The following is a 22,277-nucleotide window of genomic DNA, read 5'->3' on the forward strand; positions in this document are numbered from 1 at the left end:
CCCGTTCGCGATGATCGCCCTGCAGGAGCGCATGTCGTTCTTCGTGCAGCCCACGCAGGAGGTCTACGAGGGCATGGTCATCGGCGAGAACTCCCGCGCCGACGACATGGACGTGAACATCACGAAGGAGAAGAAGCTCACGAACATGCGTGCCGCGAGCTCCGACACCTTCGAGTCGATGACCCCGCCGCGCCTGCTCACGCTGGAGGAGAGCCTCGAGTTCGCCCGCGACGACGAATGCGTCGCTGTCACCCCCGAGGTGGCCCGCATCCGCAAGGTGGAGCTCGACGCCACTGCCCGTGGCCGGAGCGCCTCGCGCCTGAAGCGCCAGGACGCCAACGCCTGACCCGCGATCCCTCGAAGCGCCCGCCGGCCCCCGTGCATCCGCACGCGGTCGGCGGGCGCTTCGCTTTTCATCCGGCAGAATCGGACGTGTGAGTTCCGTTCCGCCGCGCTCCGCCGGCTCCGCCGCCGCGCGGCAGGGACTCGCGGTCGCGCTGGCGACCAGTGCCTACGGGGTCTCGTTCGGCGCGCTCGCGGTCGCCTCCGGACTGGACGTCTGGCAGACCTGCGTGCTCAGCCTCGTCATGTTCACCGGCGGATCGCAGTTCGCCTTCGTCGGCGTCATCGGCGCCGGCGGGCTGGCGGCGGCCCCCGCAGCGATCGCGTCTGCCGCGCTCCTCGGGGCGCGGAACATCGCTTACGGCATGCGGATGTCGCCGGTCATCGGCCGCGGTTTCTGGCGGCGCGCAGGCGCCGCGCAGTTCACGATCGACGAGTCGACGGCGGTCTCGCTCGCCCAGCGGGAGCCACGGGCACGCACCATCGGCTTCTGGGTCACCGGTGTGGGGATCTACATCGGCTGGAACCTGTCGACCCTTGCCGGGGCCGTTCTCGGCGACGTGCTGGGCGACCCGAAGACATACGGACTGGATGCGGCGGCCGCCGCGGCATTCCTCGCGCTGCTGTGGCCGCGCCTACGTGGCCGGCAGGCCGTCGCCGTGGGCGCGGCGGCCGCGGTCGTCGCGGCCGCCCTCACCCCTGGCCTCATGCCGGGCCTGCCGGTGCTGCTCGCGGCGGTCGTGGCGGTGATCGTCGGCTGGTTCAACTGGCTGGGCGGTCGCGGCGCCGCATCCGAACCCGACGACATCCCGGAACGAGAGGGCCTGCCGTGACCCTGTGGACGGCGGTCCTGGTGGCTGCGATCGCGTGCGTCGCCCTGAAGGCGGTGGGCTACCTCATCCCGCCGTCGGTGCTGGAGGCGCCCCGCCCGGCGCGAATCGCCGACCTGCTGACGGTGGCGCTGCTCGCTGCGCTGGTCGCGGTGCAGACCCTCGGCGACGGCCAGGCGATCGTGGTCGATGCCCGCATCCCGGCCGTGCTCGTCGCCGGTGGCCTGCTCGCGCTGCGGGCCCCGTTCCTCGTCGTCGTCGTCGCCGCGGCCGTGGTGGCGGCACTCCTGCGCCTCCTCGGCTGGGCCGTGTAGACCCGCTTCTAGACTGGACGCATGGGAAACCGGATCGGCGCGTGGATTGTCGCCTTGCTCGTGGGGCTCGTCTACGGTGCAGCGGGCGCCATCGCACACGCCTCCGTCTGGCTCGGGCTGCCTGTGGGCCTCGTCCTGGCCGTCATCGGCTCCGCAGCGCTCATCATCGCCATGCGGCTCCTCACCGGCGACCGGTGGGCGGGGCTGGCCGGGGGACTCGGCATGATCGCCGCCACCTACGTGCTGTCGCAGACATCGCCCGGGGGCTCCATCCTGTTCACTCAGGCGCACGAGGTCGCGGCGGTGATCTGGATGGCGGCGGTGCCACTCGTCACCGCGGTCGTGGTCGCGTGGCCCGACCTGCGCCGCCTGGGCAGTGCCGCCTCCGCACCCCGTTAGACTTGACGCGTGACGTATGTGATCGCTCTTCCGTGCGTCGATGTCAAGGATCGTGCCTGCATCGACGAGTGCCCCGTCGACTGCATCTATGAGGGCGAACGGTCGTTGTACATCCACCCCGACGAATGCGTCGACTGCGGCGCCTGCGAGCCCGTGTGCCCCGTCGAGGCGATCTACTACGAGGACGACCTGCCCGACGAGTGGCGGGACTACTACAAGGCCAACGTCGAATTCTTCGACGACATCGGCTCGCCCGGCGGTGCCGCGAAGGTCGGCGTGATCCACAAGGACCACCCGGTGATCTCCGTGCTCCCGCCTCAGGGCGAGTGAGATGAGCGTCGACGACCTCGCCGACTACCCCTGGGACGCCGTCGCCCCCTTCGCCGCGACCGCCCGCGCCCACCCCGACGGCATCGTGGACCTCTCGATCGGCTCGCCGGTCGACCCCACCCCGCAGATCATTGCGGACGCCCTCCGCGGCGCGACCGATGCGCACGCCTACCCGCAGACGGTCGGCACGGTGCCGCTGCGCGAAGCGATCGTCGACTGGTACGCCCGCCGCCGCGGGGTGACCGGGCTGACGCCCGATCAGGTGCTGCCGACCATCGGCTCGAAGGAGCTCGTCGCGCTGCTCCCGCTGCTGCTGGGTCTCGGTCCCGGCGACGTCGTCGTGCACCCGCGGGCCGCCTACCCCACCTACGAGGTCAGCGCCCGTCTGGTCGGGGCGACCCCGGTCGCCGCCGACGACCCGGAGGACTGGCCCGAGGGCACCCGCCTGGCGTGGATCAATTCACCCGGCAACCCCGACGGCCGGGTACAGGATGCGGCGGCCCTGCGTCGTGCCCGGCTCCGGGCGGCGGAGCTCGGCGCCGTCCTCGCCGGCGACGAATGCTACGCCGAGCTCGGCTGGGATGCCCCCTGGGACACCGACCCCATCCCGTCGGTCCTCGATGAGCGGGTCACCGGGGGAGACGTCACCGGGGTGCTGTCGGTGTACTCGCTGAGCAAGCAGTCGAACCTCGCCGGATACCGCGCCGCGTTCCTCGCCGGGGACGCCGCACTCGTGGCACGGCTCCTCACCGCCCGGAAGCACCTGGGCCTCATGGTTCCGGCCCCGGTGCAGGCCGCCATGGCGGTCGCGCTCGGCGATGACGCGCACGTTGCCGCACAGCGCGAGAGCTACCGTGCCCGCCGGGACGTCCTCCTCCCCGCCGTCGAAGCCGCCGGCTTCCGGATCGATGGCAGCGAGGCCGGGCTCTACCTCTGGGCGACGCGCGACGAGGACGCCTGGGAGAGTCTCGGCTGGCTCGCCGACCGCGGCATCCTGGCCGGGCCCGGCCACTTTTACGGCACCTTCCACCCCCAGCACGTGCGGTTCTCACTCACCGCGTCGGACGACCGCATCCGTGCCGCCGCGGCTCGACTGCGGGGCGAATCGTAGGGTATCGACAGCGAATCGTCGTATCTCTTGCCCGTGATCTGAGTGGCCGTTTGTGAAGGATAGGCTGTACACGCACGGTCTAGCCGACGTGGAGCGGGTCGTGCCGTATCGCCCATCGGCGATCGCACACCTCGACGACACATCGATACGCAAGGAGGCGCCGTGAGCGAAACGGGCGCGCAGCAGGAGACAGCAACCCTCACCGTGGGAGGCCGAACCGCCGAGTTCCCCGTTCTGCACGGCACGGACGGCGCCCCGAGCATCGATGTCGCCACGCTGACGCGTCAGACGGGTCACACCGCCCTCGACTACGGATTCGTGAACACCGCTGCGACGAAGTCGGCGATCACTTTCATCGACGGGGATGCCGGCATCCTGCGGTACCGCGGGTACCCGATCGAGCAGCTGGCGAAGAACTCCACCTACCTCGAGGTGGCCTGGCTGCTCATCTACGGTGAGCTGCCCTCCGCCGCCGAGCTCGAGGACTTCGACAACCGCATCCGTCGCCACACGCTGCTGCACGAGGACCTGAAGCACTTCTTCTCGGCATTGCCGCACACCGCGCACCCGATGTCGGTGCTGTCGGCCGCCACCGCGGCGCTGTCCACCTACTACGAGGACGAGTCGGACCCGCACAACCCCGAGCACGTCGAGCTGAACACGGTGCGCCTGCTCGCGAAGCTGCCGGTCATCGCCGCCTACGCGCACAAGAAGAGCGTCGGTCAGGCGTTCCTCTACCCGGACAACTCGCTGAGCTTCGTCGACAACTTCATCAAGCTGAACTTCGGTGTGCTGAGCGAGGAGTACCTCGTCAACCCGGTGATGTCGCGGGCCCTCGAGCGACTGCTCATCCTGCACGAGGACCACGAGCAGAATGCCTCCACCTCGACGGTGCGCCTGGTGGGCTCCACCGGCGCGAACCAGTTCTCCTCCATCTCCGCCGGCATCAACGCGCTCTACGGTCCGCTCCACGGCGGTGCCAACGAGGCCGTGCTGACGATGCTCGCGGGCATCCGCGACTCCGGCGAGAGCGTCAAGCGCTTCGTCGAGCGGGTCAAGAACAAAGAGGACGGGGTCAAGCTCATGGGCTTCGGCCACCGCGTCTACAAGAACTACGACCCCCGCGCGAAGCTGGTCAAGGAGTCCGCCGACGAGGTGCTGCGCGAACTCGGCGTGAGCGACCCGCTGCTGGACCTCGCCAAGCAGCTCGAGGAGATCGCCCTCGAGGACGACTACTTCGTCGACCGCCGCCTGTACCCGAACGTCGACTTCTACACCGGCGTCATCTACAAGGCGATGGGCTTCCCCACGCGCATGTTCACCCCGCTGTTCGCGATCGGGCGCCTGCCCGGCTGGCTCGCCCAGTGGCGTGAGTCGGTCACCGACCCGCAGGCCAAGATCGGCCGCCCGCAGCAGCTGTACGTGGGCGCGCCGCAGCGCGACTACCCCGGCGCGGTCTAAAGCGCGGCCGCGGGCACACCGCGCCGCGGCTACCTCGGCGCGGTGTCGTCGGTCTTCGCCGCCAGCGTGGCGGCGTAGTCGGGCACGAGGTCGCGGTCGTCTTCGGGCGGTCGCACGTAGGCGGTCGGTGCCGGCCGCGGCGGGATCACGATGTCCGGGCGATCAACCGGATGCCACGGGATTCGCTCCAGGAGGTCGTGGATCATGTTGATCCGTCCCCGCCGCTTGTCATCGTTGTCGACCTCCCACCAGGGTGCGAGCGGAGTGTCGGTTCGGCGGAACATCTCGTCCTTCGCACGGGAGTAGTCCTCCCACCGGGTGATGGCCTCGACGTCGTTGGGGCTGAGTTTCCACCGGCGCATCGGATCGTTCGCCCGGTCGTGGAAACGCCGCTCCTGCTCCACATCCGAGACGCTGAACCAGTACTTCAGCAGCAGGATGCCGTCCTCCACGAGCATCCGCTCGAAGACCGGAGCCTGCCGGAGGAACCGCTCGTACTGTTCCTCGGTGCAGTAGCCCATGACCCGCTCCACGCCCGCGCGGTTGTACCACGAACGGTCCATCAGCACGATCTCACCCACGGCGGGGAGATGCGCGACGTAACGCTGGAAGTACCACTGGCTGCGCTCCCGCTCGCTCGGCGTCGGCAGCGCGACCACTCGCGCGACGCGGGGATTCAGGTACTGCGTGATCCGGGTGATCGTGGAACCCTTGCCGGCCGCATCCCTGCCCTCGAAGATCACGACGACCCGCGCGCCGGTGGCCTGCACCCACGCCTGCATGTCGACGAGCTGCGCCTGCAGGCGCTTCAGCTCACGGGCGTAGGCCTTCTTGGTCAGTCGAGCCGTCATGCACGCGAGCGTAGCCCCGCAGGGGCTCAGGCGTGCAGCGTCTCGTTCAGCGTGACGCCGACGCCCGCGCGGCGGACAGCCTCGATCGCCCCGGTGAGGGAGTTGCGGCGGAACAGAATGCCGTCGCGGCCGGAGAGCTCGGCGCCCTTCACGATCGGCCGGGCGCCGTCGGCCCCCGCGGGCTCGTCGGCGAGCACGATCTTGCTGCCGGCCGTCAGGTACAGCCCCGCCTCCACCACGCAGTCGTCGCCGAGCGAGATGCCGATGCCGGCGTTCGCGCCGAGGAGGCTCCGTCGCCCGACCGACACGCGGTGGGTGCCGCCGCCGGAGAGGGTGCCCATGATCGAGGCGCCGCCGCCGATGTCGCTACCGTCGCCGACCACCACGCCCTGCGAGATGCGGCCCTCGACCATGGAGGTGCCGAGCGTGCCGGCGTTGTAGTTCACGAAGCCCTCGTGCATCACGGTGGTGCCCGGGGCGAGGTGCGCACCGAGGCGCACCCGGCTCGCGTCGGCGATGCGGACGCCCGCGGGGGCGAGATAGTCGGTCAGTCGCGGGAACTTGTCGAGACTCTGCACCTGCAGGCCCGCCCGCTGGAGCCCGGTGCGCAGGCGCGGCAGGTCGCCCGGGTGGACGGGGCCGGCCGTCGTCCAGGCCACCGTGGGCAAGTACGCGAAGATCCCGTCGAGGTTCAGCTCGTTCGGGCGCACGACGAGGTGGGAGAGGGCGTGCAGGCGCAGGTACACGTCCGCGGTGGATGCGGGAGCCGCATCCAGGTCGATCGAGACCGTGACCGGGGTCAGGGTGACCGCGCGGCGCTCATCCGGTCCCGCGGCCGCCCGCAGCGCCGCATCCGGGGTGACGTCCTCGGGCGGGAGGCCCTCCGTCACGGCGGGGAACCAGGCGTCCAGCACCGTCCCGTCCGTCGTGCTCGTCGCAAGCCCCGTGCCCCAGATCCACCGTTCACTCATCCCCCCAGGCTATCGACTCCGAGCCGCTCGCTAGACTCGGGGAATGCCCCGGCTCGATCTGTCCGTCTCCTCCGTCGACCTCACCCGGGTCCTCTGCGACATCCCGTCAGTGTCGGGGGAGGAGACCCCGCTGGCGGACGCCATCATGGCCGCGATCTCCGACCTGCCGCACCTGGAGGTGTACCGGGACGGCGACACGATCGTGGCCCGCACGCACCTCGGTCGCGACAAGCGCGTCGTGATCGCGGGACACATCGACACCGTTCCGATCAACCGGAACCTCCCCACCCGCGACATCGAGATCGACGGGGAGCCCTCCCTGTGGGGGCGCGGCACGGTCGACATGAAGGCGGGCGTCGCGGTGCAGCTGAAGCTCGCCGCCGAGCTCACCGACCCCACGGTGGACCTCACCTGGATGTGGTACGACCACGAGGAGGTCGACGCCGACCTGAACGGACTGACGCGACTCGCCCGCATCCGTCCCGACCTGTTCGCGGGCGACTTCGCGATCCTCGGTGAACCGTCCAACGGCCAGGTGGAGGGCGGCTGCAACGGCAACCTGCGCGTCATCGCCCGCACCCACGGGGTGCGCGCCCACAGCGCCCGTGCCTGGGTGGGGGAGAACGCCATCCACGCCGCCGCCCCGATCCTCGCCCGCCTCGCCGAGCACCGCCCGCGGACGATCGCGGTGGAGGGCCTGGAATACCGGGAGGGCCTGAACGCCGTCCGCATCTCCGGCGGCATCGCCGGGAACGTCATCCCCGACCTGTGTGAGGTCGAGGTCAATTACCGCTTCGCGCCGAGCAAGTCCGCCGCGCAGGCAGAGGAGTATGTCCGCGATGTGCTGGCCGGGTTCGAGGTCGAGGTCATCGACAGCGCAGAGGGTGCCCGGCCCGGCCTCGACGCGCCGCTCGCGCAGGACTTCCTCGCCGCGGTTGGTGCCGAGCCGCGTCCCAAGTACGGCTGGACGGATGTGGCGCGGTTCTCCGCACTCGGCGTCCCCGCTGTGAACTACGGCCCGGGCGACCCGAGCCTCGCGCACCACGACGAGGAGCGGGTACCCGTGAGCCAGATCGAGGACGTCGAGCGGGGCCTCCGCCGGTGGCTGACGGCCTGACCGTCGCCTCCCGGACGGCAGCGGCCGTCGGCGGGCGCTGGCAGCGACTTCCTGCAGCGCTCCGCATCGGCATCCTGTACGTGGCGGCGCGGGTCGTCACGACCGCCTTCCTCGCCTACGCCGCCTCCCTGTCGACCACGACGTCGCGGTTCGGTGCGGAGGCGACCGTGGGCGACTTCGCCGTCGGGTGGGACGCCACCTGGTACTGGTTCGTCGCGGTCAACGGGTATCCCACCCAGGTGCCGCTCACGGATGCGGGTCTCGTGGCCGAGAACGCCTGGGCGTTCCTGCCGCTGTACCCCTACCTGTCGCAGCTAGTCGGCGTGCTCGCCGGAGGCTGGGCCGCCGGTGCGGTCATCGTCTCCCTCGTCGCCGGATACCTGGCCGCGCTCGTGTTGTACCGGATGCTACGGATGCGGCTGGACGTGTCCGCATCCACGTGGGCGGTGGTGTTCTTCACCGCCGGTCCCCTCGCCGCCCTGTTCCAGGTCGGCTACGCCGAGTCCCTGTTCCTGCTGTGCCTGCTGCTCGCGCTGTGGCGGCTGGAGCGTCGCCGCTACGGCTGGTTGTACCTCCTCATCCCGCTCATGGGCGCCACCCGCCCCGGGGTGCTCGCGGTCGCGCTCTTCCTCGGTCTGTACGGCATCTGGCGGTGGTTCCGGCGGCGGGTGGAGCCGCTGCCGCCGCGCGAGATCGTGCACATCGTGGCGCTCGGCCTCCTGGCAGCGGTCGTCGGCTTCGCGTGGCAGGTGATCGCCGGCGTCGTCACGGGGGATCCGGGCGCGTATCTCGCGACGGAGCTCGCCTGGCGACGCAACTGGATCCCGGATGCCTCGGGCGGGTTCGTCCCGTTCGAGGGGTTCGTCACCGCCGCCGGGTTCTGGTTCACCTCCTGGGGCGCGAGCGCCGTCACCGGATACGTCGTCCTCGCGCTCGTGGTCGCGGCGATCGCCGCGGTGCTGCTGTGGGAGCCGCACGTGCGACGCCTCGGCGTGCCCCTCCGGCTGTGGTCGGCGAGCTATCTGCTGTACCTGCTGGCGGTGTTCTTTCCGCAGTCGAGCATCTTCCGGCTGTTGTTGCCGGTCTCACCGCTCTGGGGCGCCGTGGCGATGCCCCGCGCCGGATGGTGGAGGGGCGGGATCCTCATCCTGTGCCTGGTCGCGCAGTGGTGGTGGATCTACAACATGTACGCCCTCGCGAACACCTATTGGCAGATCCCTTGACGTGTTGTGAAGCTGTGGCGCGGCGGAGGTTGCAGTCACGATAAACTTATTGCCAGATCATCGACGAGAAGGAGCCACACATGGCAGCCATGAAGCCGAGAACCGGGGACGGCCCGATGGAGGCCGTGAAGGAAGGGCGCCTCATCATCGTTCGCGTACCGCTGGAGGGCGGCGGTCGCCTGGTCGTCTCGGTCAACGACGCCGAGGCCAAGGAGCTGTACGACGTCCTCGGTGGCGTCGTGAACGTCTGAGTTCCCCGTCTTTATGAGAACGGCCGGTCCCCGCGGGGGCCGGCCGTTCTCGTTGTGCGATGCGCCGTGTCAGTGGGCGTCGGCGATGGTCGTCAGCTGCAGCAGACCCTCGCCGACGATGGACAGCGCACCGATGACGGCGGGGGAGGCCTGCGTCTCCTGGATGAGCGAGCGGTACGCGGCGGTCACCGGGTCGCGGCGGACCGGGTCGGAGACGGCGCCCCCGGCCAGGACCCGCGGCACGAGAACCGTGCCGCCCGGGCGCACCAGGCGCAGGCCGTGCTCGACGTATTCGATGACACCGTCCGCATCCGCATCCACCAGCACGATGTCGTAGGACGCCTCATTCATCCGCGGCAGCACGTCGGACGCGCGGCCCGTGATGAAGCGTGCCCGCGCGGCGGGGATGCGGGCCTCGGTGAACGCCTGCCGCGCCGCGGCGAGGTGTTCGGGTTCCTTGTCGATCGTGGTGAGCACGGCGCGTGGTGACCCGTGCAGGAGCCACAGGCCGGAGACACCGGCACCCGTCCCGATTTCGACGATGTTCAGCGCACCGGCGGCCGCGGCGATGACCGCGCATTGCGCGCCCACGGGTGCGCTGATGGGGTCGGCGCCGAGCTCCAGGGCGTGCGTGCGGGCACGGGTGATCGCCTCGGGTTCGATGGTCGCCTCGAGGGCGAATCGTGCATTCGCGTCGCTCGCGCTCATGTGGTTCCTCCGTCGCCAGCCTACGGGGCGGGCGCGGACGGAGCGGGCAGGCGCGGCGGGTAACCTGAGAGCATGTTCTTCGGCCTCACGATCGAGAAGCTGCTGGTGATCGGTGTGATCGCCGCCTTCCTCATCGGGCCGGAGCGCCTGCCGAAGTATGCCGAGACGCTCGCCCGTTTCACCACCCGTGCCCGGGAGTTCTTGCGCGGGGCGAAGTCGCGGGTGCAGGACGAGATGGGCGAGGACTTCGAGGACGTCGATTGGCGCAAGCTCGACCCGCGGCAGTACGACCCGCGCCGGATCATTCGCGAGGCGCTGCTCGACGACCCGCCCACCGCGACGGTCCGCGCCGCCGGGACCGCCGCCGCCGTGGCAGGCGCGATGGCACCGCCGCCGGAACGGTTCGACGCCGCATCCGGTGAGATCCCGCCGTACGACACCGAGGCCACCTGAGTCGTGACGACGCCCGCGCGCGCTGACGCACCGCTGCGTCACCTGGGCTGGTTCGCTCTCCTCTTCGGATGCGGGGCCAGTGCCTTCGTTGTGCTGGTCGTCGGGGTGGGCCTGCGGATCACCTGCCAGCGGTCGTGGGAGCACGGGCGGAACCGCGCCGCGCTGTGCCAGACCGTCCTCGGATGGCCGATGGATCTGATGGCCGCCGTCCTCGTCCTCGGTGCCGTGGCTGGGGCGGTGACCGCGGTGGTCTGTGGGATCTGCGCGACGGGGTCCGCGCGAGGGGTGCTGCGGCGCGCGAACGCGCTGTGGCTCGCGGCCTCCGGACTCTTCTACCTGGGTGTGCTCGTCACAGGAGCGGTACGCGCGATCGTCCTCGGCATCTTCTCGCCGTCGCTCCTCGCGATGGATCATCTGCTCGTGACCGCCCTACTCGGACTCTGGCTGGCGGTCACCGGACTCGTCGCGCGGGGCGTGCGCGCCGTCGCCGAGCGACGCGCCAGCCTGCCGTCGTCCTGAACCTCGCAGAATCGCGCGAACCTCGCAGGATTTGCCCGAAAAGGTGCGAACTTCGCGCGATTCTGCGCACTTCGTCGGGGCGGAAGGGCTCGGCGCGGGTCAGGCGGGGCGGACGCCCAGCGGCCGGCCGGCCAGACCGCGGCCTGCGGCGACGAGGGCCGCGGCGAGGGCGTCGATCGCCCGGGCAGCGGCGTCCTCGGGGGATGCGGCGACGACCGGGGCCCCGGCATCCCCGGCGGTCCGGAGCGCGGGGGACAGCGGGATGGAAGCGAGCAGCGGCACCGTCTCGCCCTCCGTCGACAAGCCCGCGGCGACCGCCGCGCCGCCGCCGGAACCGAAGAGGTCCAGCACCGTGCCGTCGGGCAGGGTGAGCGGTGCCATGTTCTCGACGACGCCGATGACGCGCTGGCCGGTCTGCCGGGCCACCAGGCCGCTTCGCACCGCGACATCCGCCGCAGCGGCCTGCGGCGTGGTGACGACGAGCACCTCGGCGTGCGGCAGCAGCTGACCCACCGAGATCGCGATGTCGCCGGTGCCGGGCGGCATATCCAGCAGCAGCACGTCCAGATCGCCGAAGTACACGTCGGTGAGGAACTGCTGGACCGTGCGGTGCAGCATGGGCCCCCGCCAGGCAACGGCGGCGCGCTCGTCGCCCTCCCGCAAGAACATCCCGATGGAGACGACCTTCACGCCGTAGGCGATCGGCGGCACGATGAGGTCGTCGATGCGCGTCGGGTGGACCGTTCGGCCCGCGTCGTCCACGAGTCCCATGAGCCCCGGGATGGAGAAGCCGTGCACGTCCGCGTCGACGAGGCCGACCTTGAGCCCCCGCTGGGCGAGGGCGACCGCCAGGTTTGCGGTCGTCGACGACTTGCCGACACCGCCCTTGCCGCTCGTGACCGCGATCACGCGGGTCAGCGACTCGGGGGTGAACGGGATGCTGCGGGCCCGGCCGCCGCGGAGCCGTTCGGTGAGCGCGGCCCGCTCGCTCGGCGTCATTACCCCCAGTGTCACCTCCACGCTGTCCACGCCGCCGGCGGCTGCGGCTGCATCCCGCACGTCGCGCTCGATCCGGTCGGCGGCGGGACAGCCGACGACGGTGAGGAGCACCTCGACCGTCACAGCGCCGCCGGTGGCGCTGACGCCGGAGATCATGCCGAGCTCGGCGAGGGGGCGGCGCAGCTCCGGGTCGGAGACGGTGCCGACGGCCCGGCGGACGCGGTCGGTGAGATCCGACTCAGCGCTCACGCGCGTCTCGTTCCGCCCGCTCGCGCCGTTCGACCTTGCGTCGTCGCTCTTCGCGCTCCGCGGCCTCGTCGGCGCTCTCGCCGGAGGCGCGCGCGTCGAGATCCTCGACGAGCGCCCGCAGTTCATCGCGCAGGCCCTCGCGGGTGACGACCTCACCCGACAGATCGGTCATCGCCAGCCGCAGCGCGACGATCTCGCGGGCCAGGTACTCGGTGTCGGCGAGGTTCCTCTCGGCCCGCTGCCGGTCCTGCGCGATCTGGACGCGCTCGCGGTCGTCCTGCCGGTTCTGCGCCAGCAGGATGAGGGGTGCGGCGTACGACGCCTGGAGCGACAGCATGAGCGTCAGTGCGGTGAAGCCGTTGGCCGCGGCGTCGAAGCGCAGATGCTGCGGCGCCATGGTGTTCCACGCGATCCACGCAAGGCAGAAGACCGTCAGCGCGATGAGGAACCACGGCGTGCCCATGGCACGGGCGATCCACTCGGTGGCGCGGCCGAATCGGTCGCGTGAGGGCTGCGGGGCGGCGCGCCCGATGCGTCCAGCGCGGTTCAGCGGGGCGTCGAGCGCCGGCTGCCGCGAGATCCGCGCCATCAGTGCCCCCTCGGTCCGGTCGCACGGACGGAGTCGTCGCCGGCGCGCCAGTCCTCGGGCAGCAGGTAGTCGAGCACGTCGTCGATGCTGACGGCGCCGAGCAGCCGATGCGCGCTGTCCACAACGGGCAGCGACACCAGGTTGTAGCTGGCCAGGAGCCGCGCGACCTCGCTGGCGGGGGCGGATGCGGTGACCGCCTCGAGCGTGTCGTCGATGATCGCGCCGAGGCGCTCGTGCGGCGGGTAGCGCAGCATCCGCTGGAAGTGGACCACGCCGAGCAGGCGCCCGGTGGGCGTCTCGTACGGGGGCAGCGTGATGAACACCGCGGCCGCGAGGGCCGGGTGCAGCTCGTGGCGACGGATGAGGGCGAGCGCCTCGGCGACCGTCGAGTCGGCCGACAGCACGATGGGTTCCGGTGTCATGAGGCCGCCCGCGGTCTCCGGGCCGTACTGCAGCAGGGCGCGGACGTCGTCCGCCTCGTCGGGCTCCATCAGGTCGAGGAGCTCTTCCAGCCGATCCTCCGGCAGCTGACCCAGCAGGTCCGCGGCGTCGTCGGGCTCCATGTGGTCGAGGATGTCCGCGGCACGCTCGTCGCCGAGCGCGTCGAGGATGTGCACCTGGTCGTCCTCCGGCATCTCCTCGAGCGCGTCGGCGAGCCGGTCGTCGGTGAGCTCCTCCGCCACTTCGATGAGCCGGTCATCGGGAAGATCCAGCAGCGTGTTCGCGAGGTCGGCGGGCTTCAGATCGGCGTAGCTGGCGACCAGATGCTCGGCCGACTGCGACTCGCCGGGGCGCTGCCGCTCCTGCACGTCGCTCCAGTGCGCGAACGTCGTCGGACCCTTCGCGAACGGGGAGGCACTCGTCTTGGGCTTGCGGAGGAAGAGCTGCCCCACATCCCACTCGCCGAGGCGGTCGCGTTCGATGGCGACGTCTTCGATGACGGCCTGACCGCTGCCGTCGGCGAGCGTCACCTTGCGCCCCACGAGCTCGGCGATGACGCGCACCTCGCCGCCGCGTTGCTGGAACCGACGCACGTTGATGAGGCCGGTCGTGATGACCTGACCGGTCTCGATCGTGGTGACCCTCCCGATGGAGACGAACACGTGTCTGCGGCCCGGGATCTCGACGACCAGACCCACCACCCGCGGCGAGTCGTTCGTGCGATAGATCACCACGACGTCGCGGACCTTGCCGAGTCGGTCGCCGGAGGGGTCGAAGACGGCGCAGCCTGCCAGGCGCGCGACGAAGACCCGCTGTGTGCTCACCCGTCCAGCGTAGACCTGGGCCCTTGGGGAGGCTGACAGAACCCTCACGCGTGGCAGGATAGGCGGATGAGCATGATGGGCGGCGCTCCGTTCTCGTCGGGGTCAGCGGAGGCCGGTGAGACCGTGGCCTCCTTCACCGCGTACGAGGGTGCGCAGAAGGCGGTGTCGGCGCTGATCGCGGCCGACGTGCCGGCACGCGAGATCGCGATCGTGGGTCAGGGGCTGCGTTCGGTGGAACGCGTCACCGGCCGCCTCGGCTACGCCGCCGCCGCGCGCACCGGTGCCCTCAACGGGCTCGTCCTCGGCGTGCTGTTCGCGGCCATCTTCGTCATCGGCAGTCCCGTGGTGCCGATCCAGGCGTTCGTCGGCGTCCTGTTCCTCGGCATCGCCGTGGGGATGCTGCTGAGCCTCATCAGCTACGCGATGGTCCGCCGCCGTCGCGATTACGCCTCCGTCATGCAGGTCGTCGCCGACCACTACGAGGTGAAGGTCGCCGCCGCGAGTGTGGCGAAGGCGCGTGCCGCCCTGGGCAGCGCATCGACCGCGTCGCCGTCGCCCGCAGCTCCCGCCGCGACCGCGCCGCACACCGCCGAGCCGCCGCGGTACGGTGAGCGCGCACCGGTGGAGCCGCCCCGCTACGGCGAGCGGATCGGCGGGCCGGCCGAACCCGCGGCACCGTCCGCCCCCGCGGAACCCGCGGCCCCGGCAGACTCGGCCGAACCCGAGGAACCGGCCGAGCCCGTGCGTCCCGAGGGCGACGAGCCCGAGCGGCGCTGACGGATCAGCCGCGTAACCGCGCGATCCACGCCTCGACGTCGTCGGCGGTCCGGGGGATGCCGGCCGACAGGTTGACCGGTCCGTCCGCGGTCATGAGGATGTCGTCCTCGATGCGCACGCCGATGCCGCGGTACTCCGCCGGCACCGTCAGATCGTCGATCTGGAAGTACAGTCCCGGCTCGATCGTGAAGACCATTCCCGGTTCCAGGACGCCGTCGTAGTACATCTCCCGGCGCGCCTGGGCGCAGTCGTGCACATCGATGCCGAGGTGGTGGCTCGTGCCGTGGACCATGTAGCGGCGGTGCTGGCCGCCCCGGTCGGCGTCGAGCGCCTCTTCGGCGGTCACCGGCAGCAGACCCCACTCGGCGGTGCGCTGCGCGATGACGGCCATGGCCGCCTCGTGCACGGCGCGGAACTTCACGCCGGGGCGGGCGACGGCGAACGCGGCGTCGGCGGCCTCGCGGACGGTCTCGTACACCCGCCGCTGCACCGGTGAGAAGGTGCCGCTCACCGGCAGGGTGCGGGTGATGTCGGCGGTGTACAGGCTGTCCACCTCGACGCCCGCGTCGATGAGCATGAGATCGCCGGGGATCACTGCGCCGTCGTTGCGGGTCCAGTGCAGATAGCAGGCATGCGGGCCGGCGGCGGCGATCGTGTCGTAGCCCTCGCCGTTGCCGTCACTGCGGGCACGGAGGTGGAAGACGCCCTCGACGATGCGCTCTCCCCGCGGGTGCGTGACGATCCGGTCGAGATCGGCGACGATGTCGTCGAATCCGGATGCGGTCACCTCGACCGCGAGGCGCATCTGCGTGATCTCGTACTCGTCCTTGATCAGTCGCAGCTCTGAGACGACCTGGTCGAGCTCCGCATCCGATCCGACGACTCGGTCGGCGGCGGTGGTGCGGAAGGCGTCGATGTGCTCCGTCGCGATGCCGAGGTCCGCGGCGACACCGTCGCGGGAGGGGCGCGGGCCGATCCAGAACTCGCCGATCGAGGCGTCGGCGTAGAACTCAGGGGTGGTGCGGTCGGCGCGTTCCCGGAAGTACAGCGTGACGGTGTGGCCGCCCTCGACCGGGTCGAACACGAGCATCGCACCGGGCTCGGCGTCCGCAGCCCAGCCGGTGAGGTGGGCGAACGCGGAGTGGGCGCGGAACGGGTAGTCGGTGTCGTTGCTGCGCACCTTCAGGTCGCCCGCGGGGACGACGAGCCGCTGGCCGGGGAACGCGGCCGAGACGGCGGCGCGGCGGCGGGCGGCGTACGCGGCCTGCTCGCGCGCCGGGGGAGCGGTGTCGGGGCGGGAGGCCCAGCCGGCGGAGATCGTGTCGAGGAACCCCTGCGGGAAGGGCTGCTTGCGGTTCGCGACCACGGGGGCCTCCGTCGTGGTCGCCTCGGCCTCGTGTGCGTTCTCGTTCATCGCGTCATCCCGTCTCGTCGTCGTGCCCTCCAGTGTCCCACCGTCACCGGGGTGCCGTTAGGAGGTGCGCTCGAGCTGGACGACGAGCGGACGGTGGTCGCCGCCCGAGCCGTCGAGTGAGGAGAGCACCACCGAGCCGGTCGCGGCCCACCCGGCACTCGCCATCACATGGTCGACGGGTGCGCCGGCCAGCGCCGGTCACGAGGTCGGCCAGGTGCCCACCGCGCCGTTGCTGGTGGTGACGGCCGCATCCCGGCATTGGCCGAGGTCGCCGCCGTCCGTGCCGAGCCTCGCCATGTGGTCGACCGTCGCATTGAAATCACCCGCCATGATCACGCCGTCCTCGGCGCACTGGTCGGCGAGCCACTGTAGGTCGTGCCGCCACCCCGCCATGGCGTCCTCCCGCGGGGCGACCGCATGCGCGGCCACGATGATGGGGCCCTCGCCGGAGGTCGGCATCGCCACGACCGACGGCACCGTCGAGGTGTTGCTGGAGCCGTCCTGCGACGACGCGATCACGGCGTAGTCGCCGAGCGAGGGCGAAATGAGCAGCGTCGTGGAATCCGCCGCCCAGCCGTCGGTGCCGTACTCGGTGTGGTATGCCCACATCGGCTGACCGAGCTCCCGCATGGCGATCGCGACCTGTTCGCCGGTCTCGATGGTCGTCTCCGGCAGGCTCACCACGTCCGCGCTCATCGCGACCGCGGTCTGGGCGATGGTGTCTGCCGCGGTGGCGTCGCCCGCCGTGTTCCAGGTCATGACCCGGACGCTGGCGTCGGTCTTCGCCGGCAGGGTCGCGGTGCCGACGCCCCGGTCGAGCACCACGACGATGTTCGCGGTCAGGGCGAGGGCGGCAACCAGCGCGAGCGCGAGCAGGAGCTTCCGCAGCGGACGGATGACGGCGAACAGCAGGAGGACGAGGAGCAGGACCGCGAAGGCCGCGGTCACGATGGTCCGGAAGGCGATGATCTGCGCCACCGGCAGGGTGCGTTCGACCCGGAAGAACGCGGGCCAGGTTAGGACGGCCGACGCGATCGCGAACAGCACCGTCACGAGGATCCCCAGCAAACGCAGCACCCTCCGAGACTAGGCAGCGCTCCTGGGAATCCGGCGGACGGCACCCCGCGGTACGCTCGGTGCGTGGACGGGACTGCGCGCACCGAGGGACGCGGCGATCTCCATCTCCACTCGGTCCGCTCCGACGGCACCGAACCCCCCGAGCAGGTCATCGCCGCCGCGCATCGTCATGGCCTCCGCACCGTCGCGCTTACCGACCACGACACCACCGCGGGGTGGGCGGAGGCCGCGGACGCCGCCGTGTCGCTCGGGATGACCCTGATCCCCGGCATGGAGCTGTCCGCCAAGCACGAGTGGCGCAGCGTCCACCTGCTCGCCTACCTGTTCGATCCGGACGATCCAGCGTTGCGGGCCGAGACCGACCGCATCCGGGACGCCCGGATGGGACGCGCGGAACGCATCGTCGCCGCCATCGGCCGCGACTATGACTTCACCTGGGACGACGTGGTCGCCCAGACCTCAGTGGGGGCCACCGTCGGCCGTCCGCACATCGCCGACGCGCTCGTGGCACGGGGCCTCGCGGCGGACCGCAGCGCCGCGTTCGACGGCATCCTGCACCCGCGCGAGCCCTACTACGTGCCGCATTACGCCCCCGATCCGCTGACCGCGGTGCGACTCGTCGTCGCCGCCGGCGGTGTGCCGATCATCGCGCATCCCACCCCCGCCGGGCGCGACCGGATGCTGCCGGTGCCGGTGCTGGAGGAGCTCATCGCCGCGGGGCTCGCCGGGTTCGAGATCGACCACCGCGAGAACACCGAGAGCGGCAAGCGGATCCTCCGCGACATCGCCGCGCGGCACGACCTCATCGTCACCGGATCCAGCGATTACCACGGTCGCGGCAAGCCGAACCTGCCCGGCGAGAACACCACGAGCCCGGAGATGGTCGCGCGGATCGTCGACCGCGGAACCGGAAGCGCCCCCGTCAGATCCTGACGAGGGCGCTGTCTGGGGTGCGGGTGCTCAGGCTCCGGTGACCGGGGCGCTGCCCGTGCCGGGGCGACGACGGCGCCGGCGGCGACGTGCCGCGGCGGGCTTGCCGTCCTGGTGCTGCGAGCCGCCGCCATCGTGCGTGCCGCCACCGTCGGTGCGCTCGGGCGCGGTCGTGGTCTCCGTCGTGGCTTCGGCCGCCGGGGCATCGGTGCCCTCGCGACGGCGGCGGGTGCGCGGGGCGCGGTCGCCGTCCTTGGCCGGAGCCTGCGTCTTCACCGCGGCGGTCTTCGGAGCCGTGGTGATGCGGCCCTTCGTCCCCGCCGGGATGTCGAGGTCGCTGAACAGGTGCGGGCTCGACGAGTAGGTTTCGGTGGGCTCGGGCTGACCGAACTCGAGGGCGCGGTTGATGAGCGCCCACTTGTGCATGTCGTCCCAGTCGACGAAGGTCACCGCGATGCCGGTCTTGCCGGCGCGGCCGGTGCGCCCGGCACGGTGCAGGTAGGTCTTCTCGTCGTCCGGGATGGTGTGGTTGATGACGTGGGTGACGTCGTCCACGTCGATACCGCGGGCGGCGACATCGGTGGCGATGAGCACGTCGCGCTTGCCGGCCTTGAACCCGGCCATCGAGCGCTCGCGCGCCTCCTGGCTCATGTCGCCGTGCACGGCGCCGGCGTTGAAGCCCCGGTCGTTCAGCTCGTCGACGAGCTTCTGCGCGGCCCGCTTGGTGCGGGTGAAGACGACGGTCTTGCCGCGGCCCTCGGCCTGCAGGATGCGGGCGATGATCTCGTCCTTGTCCAGCGAGTGCGCGCGGTACACCAGGTGACGGATGTTGGCCTGCGTCAGGCCCTCGTCCGGATCGGTGGCGCGGATGTGGATCGGGTTCGACATGAACCGCCGCGCCATCGCGACGATCGGGCCCGGCATGGTCGCCGAGAACAGCTGCGTGTGGCGCACCGGCGCGACCTTGGTGAAGATCTTCTCGATGTCGGGGAGGAACCCGAGATCGAGCATCTTGTCGGCCTCGTCCAGCACTACCTCGGTCGCGTTCGACAGGTCGAGCAGACGCTGCCCGGCCAGGTCGATGAGGCGGCCGGGGGTGCCGACGACAATCTGCGCGCCGGCCTGCAGCTGCTCGATCTGTCCCTCGTACGCCTTGCCGCCGTAGATGGCCACGACGCTGGTCGACCGGTTCTCGGTCAGCAGGTCCATGTCCTCGTAGACCTGCACCGCGAGCTCGCGGGTCGGCACCACGATGAGGGCCTTCACGCCCGGCTCCGGGTTCAGGCCCAGACGCTGCACCACGGGGATGCCGAAACCGAAGGTCTTGCCGGTTCCCGTCTTCGCCTGGCCGATGATGTCCTGGCCGGGGAGGGACAGCGGAATGGTCTGTTCCTGGATGGGGAAGGAATCGATGATCCCTCGGGCGGCGAGGGCGTCGATGATGTCTTGGTCGACGCCAAGATCGGCGAAGGTCGGCACGATGTGAACCTGTCTGTCTGGTCGAGGGCGGCGAGATGCCGCCGGCGGAAGTCCACGCCCTCTCTCAGATCGCAGGCGCGGTGGCCTCAGTCCGATGCCGAGGCGGGTTCCACGATACCCGAGCCGTAGGCTGTACCGCGTGTGGGAGTGGGTACAGCAACTGCTGGGGCGTGGGCGCCCCGCCGTCCGGGCGCTGCGGCTGCGTTCACGCGATGAACTGGACCAGACCCCGCGCGTGCACTTCGAGGAGCTCGCGCCGGACGTCGACACGTTCCTCGGGCAAGCGGCCTATCTGCAGCTCGGATACTTCGAGACCCTCAGCGAGATGATCTCCACCACGCCGGAGCTGGCGCACAAGGAGGCGATCTCCCGTGCCGCCGGCGCGGCCCTGCTCAAGCACCGCGAACTCGTCGGCCTCATCCGCGACCGCGGCGAGGACCCGACGCTCACCATGCTGCCGTTCCGGGAACCGCTGGACGCGTTCCGCGTCGCGACCCACGGGGTGCGACCGCAGGAGACGCTGCTGTCGGTGCACATCACCGCCGGCATGCTGGACGACTTCTACCTGGCGCTGTCTGCCGGGTACGGCGAGACGGGCCGCCGCGTCGCCCGCATCCTCCGCTCCGACGACGACCGGCAGGCCGTCGTCGACATCCTCGCCGAGACGATCGCCTCGGATGCGGAATGGGCGTCGCTGCTGGCGCTGTGGGGCAGGCGCCTGGTGGGGGACACCCTGCTGGTGGCGCGCTCGGCGCTACGCGCGTCCGGCGCCGGGGCAGTGGAGCGCGTCGAACCCGTCTTCACCCGGCTGATGGCCGGTCACGCGGACCGGATGGCCGCGATGGGCCTGTCGTCCTGACCGTCAGACCAGCTTGAGGCGGGAACGCTCGCGCGCGTCGTGAGCCTCGCGGACCCGGCCGAGGATGATGGCCGTGGGAACCACGACCACCGCCGGCACGACGATCGACAGCACCCAGATCAACGGGTTCTCCGTCGTCACCCCGAGCCACGTCAGCAGCAGCCACACGGCGCCGCCGAGGAGTGTGCCGAGCATGGGGAGCAGCAGCATCCCGCGGCGTTCCCGCCCGGGCAGGGCGACATGGGCGATCACGCCCACCGCCGCACCGAACAGGAACGCGAGCAGGATATCCACGGTGCGCTCAGGCGAAGAAGCCGACGCGTCGGGTCTGATCGGTGCCGAGCTCGACGTAGGCCAGCGTGGCGCTGGGCACGATGTAGGAGCTGCCCTTGACGTCGGTGAAGGTGATGAACGGTGCGCCGGAACCCAGCGCGTCGGCGACGGACGTCTTGACGGTCTCGGCCGAGTCGTTGGTCTCGAAGCTGAGCTCACGGCCGGTGTTCGCGATGCCGATACGGATCTCCACGGGGTGCCTTCCTTCCGGTCCCTCCAGGGGCCACCAGAACTCTACGGTACGGGCGGTGCCCCTCGGCCGCCCGCACGCTGTGGGCGAACGCGCCATGCGGCGGCGGTGTCGGCGACGCCCGGTAGCGTGGCACGACGTGGACCCCCGACCCGCTCTCGACGCCGCGCAAGCGGCGGTCGTCGCGCTGCCGCCGGAGGCCTCCGCGGTCGTCGTCGGCGGGCCCGGCAGTGGCAAATCTACCGCTCTGGTGGCACGCCTGCGCGCCCTGGTGGGGGCGTATGACAGCGCCGACGCTGCGCTCGTGCTCACCCCGTCCCGCCCGACCGCGACGGCGATGCGCGACAGCCTCGCCCTGACGGTCGGTCGCGCCACCTCCGGGCCGCTGGCGCGCTCCATCGCCTCGTTCGCCTATGGCGTGGTGCGCGCGGACGCAGCGCGCCGCGGTGGTCCGCCGCCGCAGCTGCTGACCGGCGGCGACGAGGACCAGCTGTTGCACGACCTGCTCCAGGGTGACGCCGACGACGAGGCCGACGGAATCGACCGCTGGCCCGCGTCCCTGCCCGCGCCAGTCCGCGCCGCTCCCGCCTTCCGTGCGGAGCTGCGGGTGTTCCTCGCCGAATGCACCACGCTCGGCCTCACCCCGGCGCAGCTCCGCGCTCGGGGGATCGCCGAGGACCGCCCGGTGTGGACGGCACTCGCCTCGTTCGCGGCCGACTACGCCGATGTGCGGGAACGGATGCGCGGGGCGTTCCGCGATGCCGCCGGACTCGTGCGTGAGGCGGCCGGCATCCTCCGTACCCCGGATGCGGCGGGCGTGCTGCCGGCGGGTCTTCGAGCAGTGCTGGTGGACGACGCGCAGGAGCTCACGGTGGGCGGGGTCGACCTGCTGACCGCGCTGCACGAACGCGGCATCGCCGTGATCGCCGCCGGCGACCCGGACCTCGGCTCGGGATCGTTCCGCGGCGCCCGCCCGGAGAACTTCGCCGCGATGGTCACCCGGTTCGGGCAGCCGGTGGTGCTCGACGGCGCGCATCGCGGCACGCCGTTCCAGCGCGACCTCACCCGGGGGATCGTCTCCCGGATCGGCGCGTCCGGCGTGGTCTCGCACCGCCGTGCCCCGGACGGCGTCACCCCGGACGGGTCCGTCCGCACCCTCGTCCTCCGATCCGCGGCGGAGGAGATCGACGCGATCGCGCGGATCCTGCGGGAACGTCACGTGCACGACGGGGTGCC

The 22,277-nt window shown here is 71.2% G+C and carries 26 protein-coding genes and 1 pseudogene; 16 read left to right on the plus strand and 11 right to left on the minus strand.

Features of this window, described 5'->3' with window-relative positions; all coding sequences use genetic code 11:
- The 7 genes and pseudogenes from NT132_RS08535 to NT132_RS08565 all read left to right on the plus strand — a co-directional run.
- Positions 1–346: pseudogene (locus NT132_RS08535) on the plus strand (translational GTPase TypA); the annotation flags it as partial.
- Between the two features lie 88 nt (positions 347–434).
- Entirely contained in the window at positions 435–1,175 is a 741-nt protein-coding gene (locus NT132_RS08540) for an AzlC family ABC transporter permease (RefSeq protein ID WP_297787417.1), read from the plus strand.
- Positions 1,172–1,486, plus strand: a complete 315-nt coding sequence (locus tag NT132_RS08545; RefSeq protein WP_297787419.1) for an AzlD domain-containing protein — start codon at positions 1,172–1,174, stop codon at positions 1,484–1,486. The genes NT132_RS08540 and NT132_RS08545 overlap by 4 nt, the downstream gene beginning before the upstream one ends.
- A gap of 21 nt (positions 1,487–1,507) precedes the next feature.
- Positions 1,508–1,885 carry a DUF6113 family protein gene (locus NT132_RS08550; protein WP_297787421.1) on the plus strand — a complete coding sequence of 126 codons (378 nt, stop codon included), beginning with the start codon at positions 1,508–1,510 and terminating at the stop codon, positions 1,883–1,885.
- A gap of 9 nt (positions 1,886–1,894) precedes the next feature.
- Entirely contained in the window at positions 1,895–2,215 is a 321-nt protein-coding gene (gene fdxA / locus NT132_RS08555; protein ID WP_297787423.1) for a ferredoxin, read from the plus strand.
- A gap of 1 nt (position 2,216) precedes the next feature.
- The gene (gene dapC / locus NT132_RS08560; protein ID WP_297787425.1) at positions 2,217–3,326 is read left to right on the plus strand and encodes a succinyldiaminopimelate transaminase; all 1,110 of its coding nucleotides are present in this window, start codon (positions 2,217–2,219) and stop codon (positions 3,324–3,326) included.
- Positions 3,327–3,488: 162 nt separating this feature from the next.
- Positions 3,489–4,787 (plus strand): citrate synthase, encoded by a 1,299-nt coding sequence (locus tag NT132_RS08565; protein WP_297787427.1) that lies wholly within the window; start codon positions 3,489–3,491, stop codon positions 4,785–4,787.
- Between the two features lie 29 nt (positions 4,788–4,816).
- Here the strand turns inward: NT132_RS08565 and ppk2 are convergent, their stop codons facing one another.
- Together ppk2 and dapD are read right to left on the minus strand one after the other, a co-directional pair.
- Complete coding sequence (gene ppk2 / locus NT132_RS08570) at positions 4,817–5,638, minus strand: polyphosphate kinase 2 (protein WP_297787429.1); 822 nt, start codon at positions 5,636–5,638, stop codon at positions 4,817–4,819.
- 26 nt (positions 5,639–5,664) lie between these two features.
- A complete protein-coding gene (gene dapD / locus NT132_RS08575; protein WP_297787431.1) occupies positions 5,665–6,609 on the minus strand; it encodes a 2,3,4,5-tetrahydropyridine-2,6-dicarboxylate N-succinyltransferase in 945 nt (314 codons plus the stop codon).
- Positions 6,610–6,652: 43 nt separating this feature from the next.
- Here dapD and dapE point away from each other — a divergent pair, with 43 nt between their 5' ends.
- The 3 genes from dapE (at position 6,653) to NT132_RS08590 (ending at position 9,200) form a co-directional block, all read left to right on the plus strand.
- Positions 6,653–7,726, plus strand: coding sequence for a succinyl-diaminopimelate desuccinylase (gene dapE, locus NT132_RS08580; RefSeq protein WP_297787433.1), 1,074 nt, complete (start codon positions 6,653–6,655; stop codon positions 7,724–7,726).
- A complete protein-coding gene (locus tag NT132_RS08585) occupies positions 7,711–8,949 on the plus strand; it encodes a mannosyltransferase family protein (protein ID WP_297787435.1) in 1,239 nt (412 codons plus the stop codon). Before dapE ends, NT132_RS08585 begins: the two co-directional genes overlap by 16 nt.
- Before the next feature lie 80 nt (positions 8,950–9,029).
- A complete protein-coding gene (locus NT132_RS08590; protein WP_189084574.1) occupies positions 9,030–9,200 on the plus strand; it encodes a DUF3117 domain-containing protein in 171 nt (56 codons plus the stop codon).
- A gap of 69 nt (positions 9,201–9,269) precedes the next feature.
- Here NT132_RS08590 and NT132_RS08595 read toward each other — a convergent pair whose 3' ends face one another.
- Positions 9,270–9,908 carry a class I SAM-dependent methyltransferase gene (locus tag NT132_RS08595; RefSeq protein WP_297787439.1) on the minus strand — a complete coding sequence of 213 codons (639 nt, stop codon included), beginning with the start codon at positions 9,906–9,908 and terminating at the stop codon, positions 9,270–9,272.
- 72 nt (positions 9,909–9,980) lie between these two features.
- Between NT132_RS08595 and NT132_RS08600 the strand changes: the two genes are divergently transcribed.
- Both NT132_RS08600 and NT132_RS08605 read left to right on the plus strand, forming a co-directional pair.
- Positions 9,981–10,361, plus strand: coding sequence for a Sec-independent protein translocase TatB (locus tag NT132_RS08600; RefSeq protein WP_297787441.1), 381 nt, complete (start codon positions 9,981–9,983; stop codon positions 10,359–10,361).
- Positions 10,362–10,364: 3 nt separating this feature from the next.
- Positions 10,365–10,880 (plus strand): hypothetical protein, encoded by a 516-nt coding sequence (locus NT132_RS08605; RefSeq protein ID WP_297787443.1) that lies wholly within the window; start codon positions 10,365–10,367, stop codon positions 10,878–10,880.
- A gap of 99 nt (positions 10,881–10,979) precedes the next feature.
- On the opposite strand, the gene NT132_RS08610 is transcribed toward NT132_RS08605, so the two are convergent.
- The 3 genes from NT132_RS08610 to NT132_RS08620 are packed head-to-tail and all read right to left on the minus strand — an operon-like array spanning position 10,980 to position 13,982.
- Positions 10,980–12,128 carry an Mrp/NBP35 family ATP-binding protein gene (locus NT132_RS08610; protein WP_297787445.1) on the minus strand — a complete coding sequence of 383 codons (1,149 nt, stop codon included), beginning with the start codon at positions 12,126–12,128 and terminating at the stop codon, positions 10,980–10,982.
- Positions 12,118–12,717, minus strand: coding sequence for a DUF1003 domain-containing protein (locus NT132_RS08615; RefSeq protein ID WP_297787448.1), 600 nt, complete (start codon positions 12,715–12,717; stop codon positions 12,118–12,120). The genes NT132_RS08610 and NT132_RS08615 overlap by 11 nt, the downstream gene beginning before the upstream one ends.
- Complete coding sequence (locus tag NT132_RS08620) at positions 12,717–13,982, minus strand: CBS domain-containing protein (RefSeq protein ID WP_297787450.1); 1,266 nt, start codon at positions 13,980–13,982, stop codon at positions 12,717–12,719. Before NT132_RS08620 ends, NT132_RS08615 begins: the two co-directional genes overlap by 1 nt.
- Positions 13,983–14,048: 66 nt before the next feature.
- On the opposite strand from NT132_RS08620, the gene NT132_RS08625 reads away from it, so the two are divergent.
- Positions 14,049–14,759 (plus strand): general stress protein, encoded by a 711-nt coding sequence (locus NT132_RS08625; RefSeq protein ID WP_297787452.1) that lies wholly within the window; start codon positions 14,049–14,051, stop codon positions 14,757–14,759.
- A 4-nt stretch (positions 14,760–14,763) separates the two neighbouring features.
- On the opposite strand, the gene NT132_RS08630 is transcribed toward NT132_RS08625, so the two are convergent.
- The gene (locus NT132_RS08630; protein WP_297787454.1) at positions 14,764–16,173 is read right to left on the minus strand and encodes an aminopeptidase P family protein; all 1,410 of its coding nucleotides are present in this window, start codon (positions 16,171–16,173) and stop codon (positions 14,764–14,766) included.
- 198 nt (positions 16,174–16,371) lie between these two features.
- A complete protein-coding gene (locus NT132_RS08635) occupies positions 16,372–17,250 on the minus strand; it encodes an endonuclease/exonuclease/phosphatase family protein (protein WP_366940382.1) in 879 nt (292 codons plus the stop codon).
- 63 nt (positions 17,251–17,313) lie between these two features.
- On the opposite strand from NT132_RS08635, the gene NT132_RS08640 reads away from it, so the two are divergent.
- Positions 17,314–18,183 (plus strand): PHP domain-containing protein, encoded by an 870-nt coding sequence (locus NT132_RS08640; RefSeq protein ID WP_297787456.1) that lies wholly within the window; start codon positions 17,314–17,316, stop codon positions 18,181–18,183.
- A gap of 27 nt (positions 18,184–18,210) precedes the next feature.
- Here NT132_RS08640 and NT132_RS08645 read toward each other — a convergent pair whose 3' ends face one another.
- Positions 18,211–19,659 (minus strand): DEAD/DEAH box helicase, encoded by a 1,449-nt coding sequence (locus tag NT132_RS08645; RefSeq protein ID WP_297787459.1) that lies wholly within the window; start codon positions 19,657–19,659, stop codon positions 18,211–18,213.
- Positions 19,660–19,798: 139 nt separating this feature from the next.
- Between NT132_RS08645 and NT132_RS08650 the strand changes: the two genes are divergently transcribed.
- Entirely contained in the window at positions 19,799–20,518 is a 720-nt protein-coding gene (locus NT132_RS08650; RefSeq protein ID WP_297787462.1) for a ferritin-like fold-containing protein, read from the plus strand.
- 3 nt (positions 20,519–20,521) lie between these two features.
- On the opposite strand, the gene NT132_RS08655 is transcribed toward NT132_RS08650, so the two are convergent.
- Positions 20,522–20,812, minus strand: a complete 291-nt coding sequence (locus NT132_RS08655; protein ID WP_297787464.1) for a hypothetical protein — start codon at positions 20,810–20,812, stop codon at positions 20,522–20,524.
- A 7-nt stretch (positions 20,813–20,819) separates the two neighbouring features.
- Positions 20,820–21,044, minus strand: coding sequence for a DUF3107 domain-containing protein (locus tag NT132_RS08660; RefSeq protein WP_297787466.1), 225 nt, complete (start codon positions 21,042–21,044; stop codon positions 20,820–20,822).
- A gap of 136 nt (positions 21,045–21,180) precedes the next feature.
- Between NT132_RS08660 and NT132_RS08665 the strand changes: the two genes are divergently transcribed.
- A partial coding sequence (locus NT132_RS08665; protein WP_297787468.1) for a UvrD-helicase domain-containing protein occupies positions 21,181–22,277 on the plus strand: 1,097 nt, incomplete at its 3' end.

Source organism: Microbacterium sp. (assembly GCF_026393345.1).
In the GTDB taxonomy this organism is placed as follows: Bacteria; Actinomycetota; Actinomycetes; order Actinomycetales; family Microbacteriaceae; genus Microbacterium.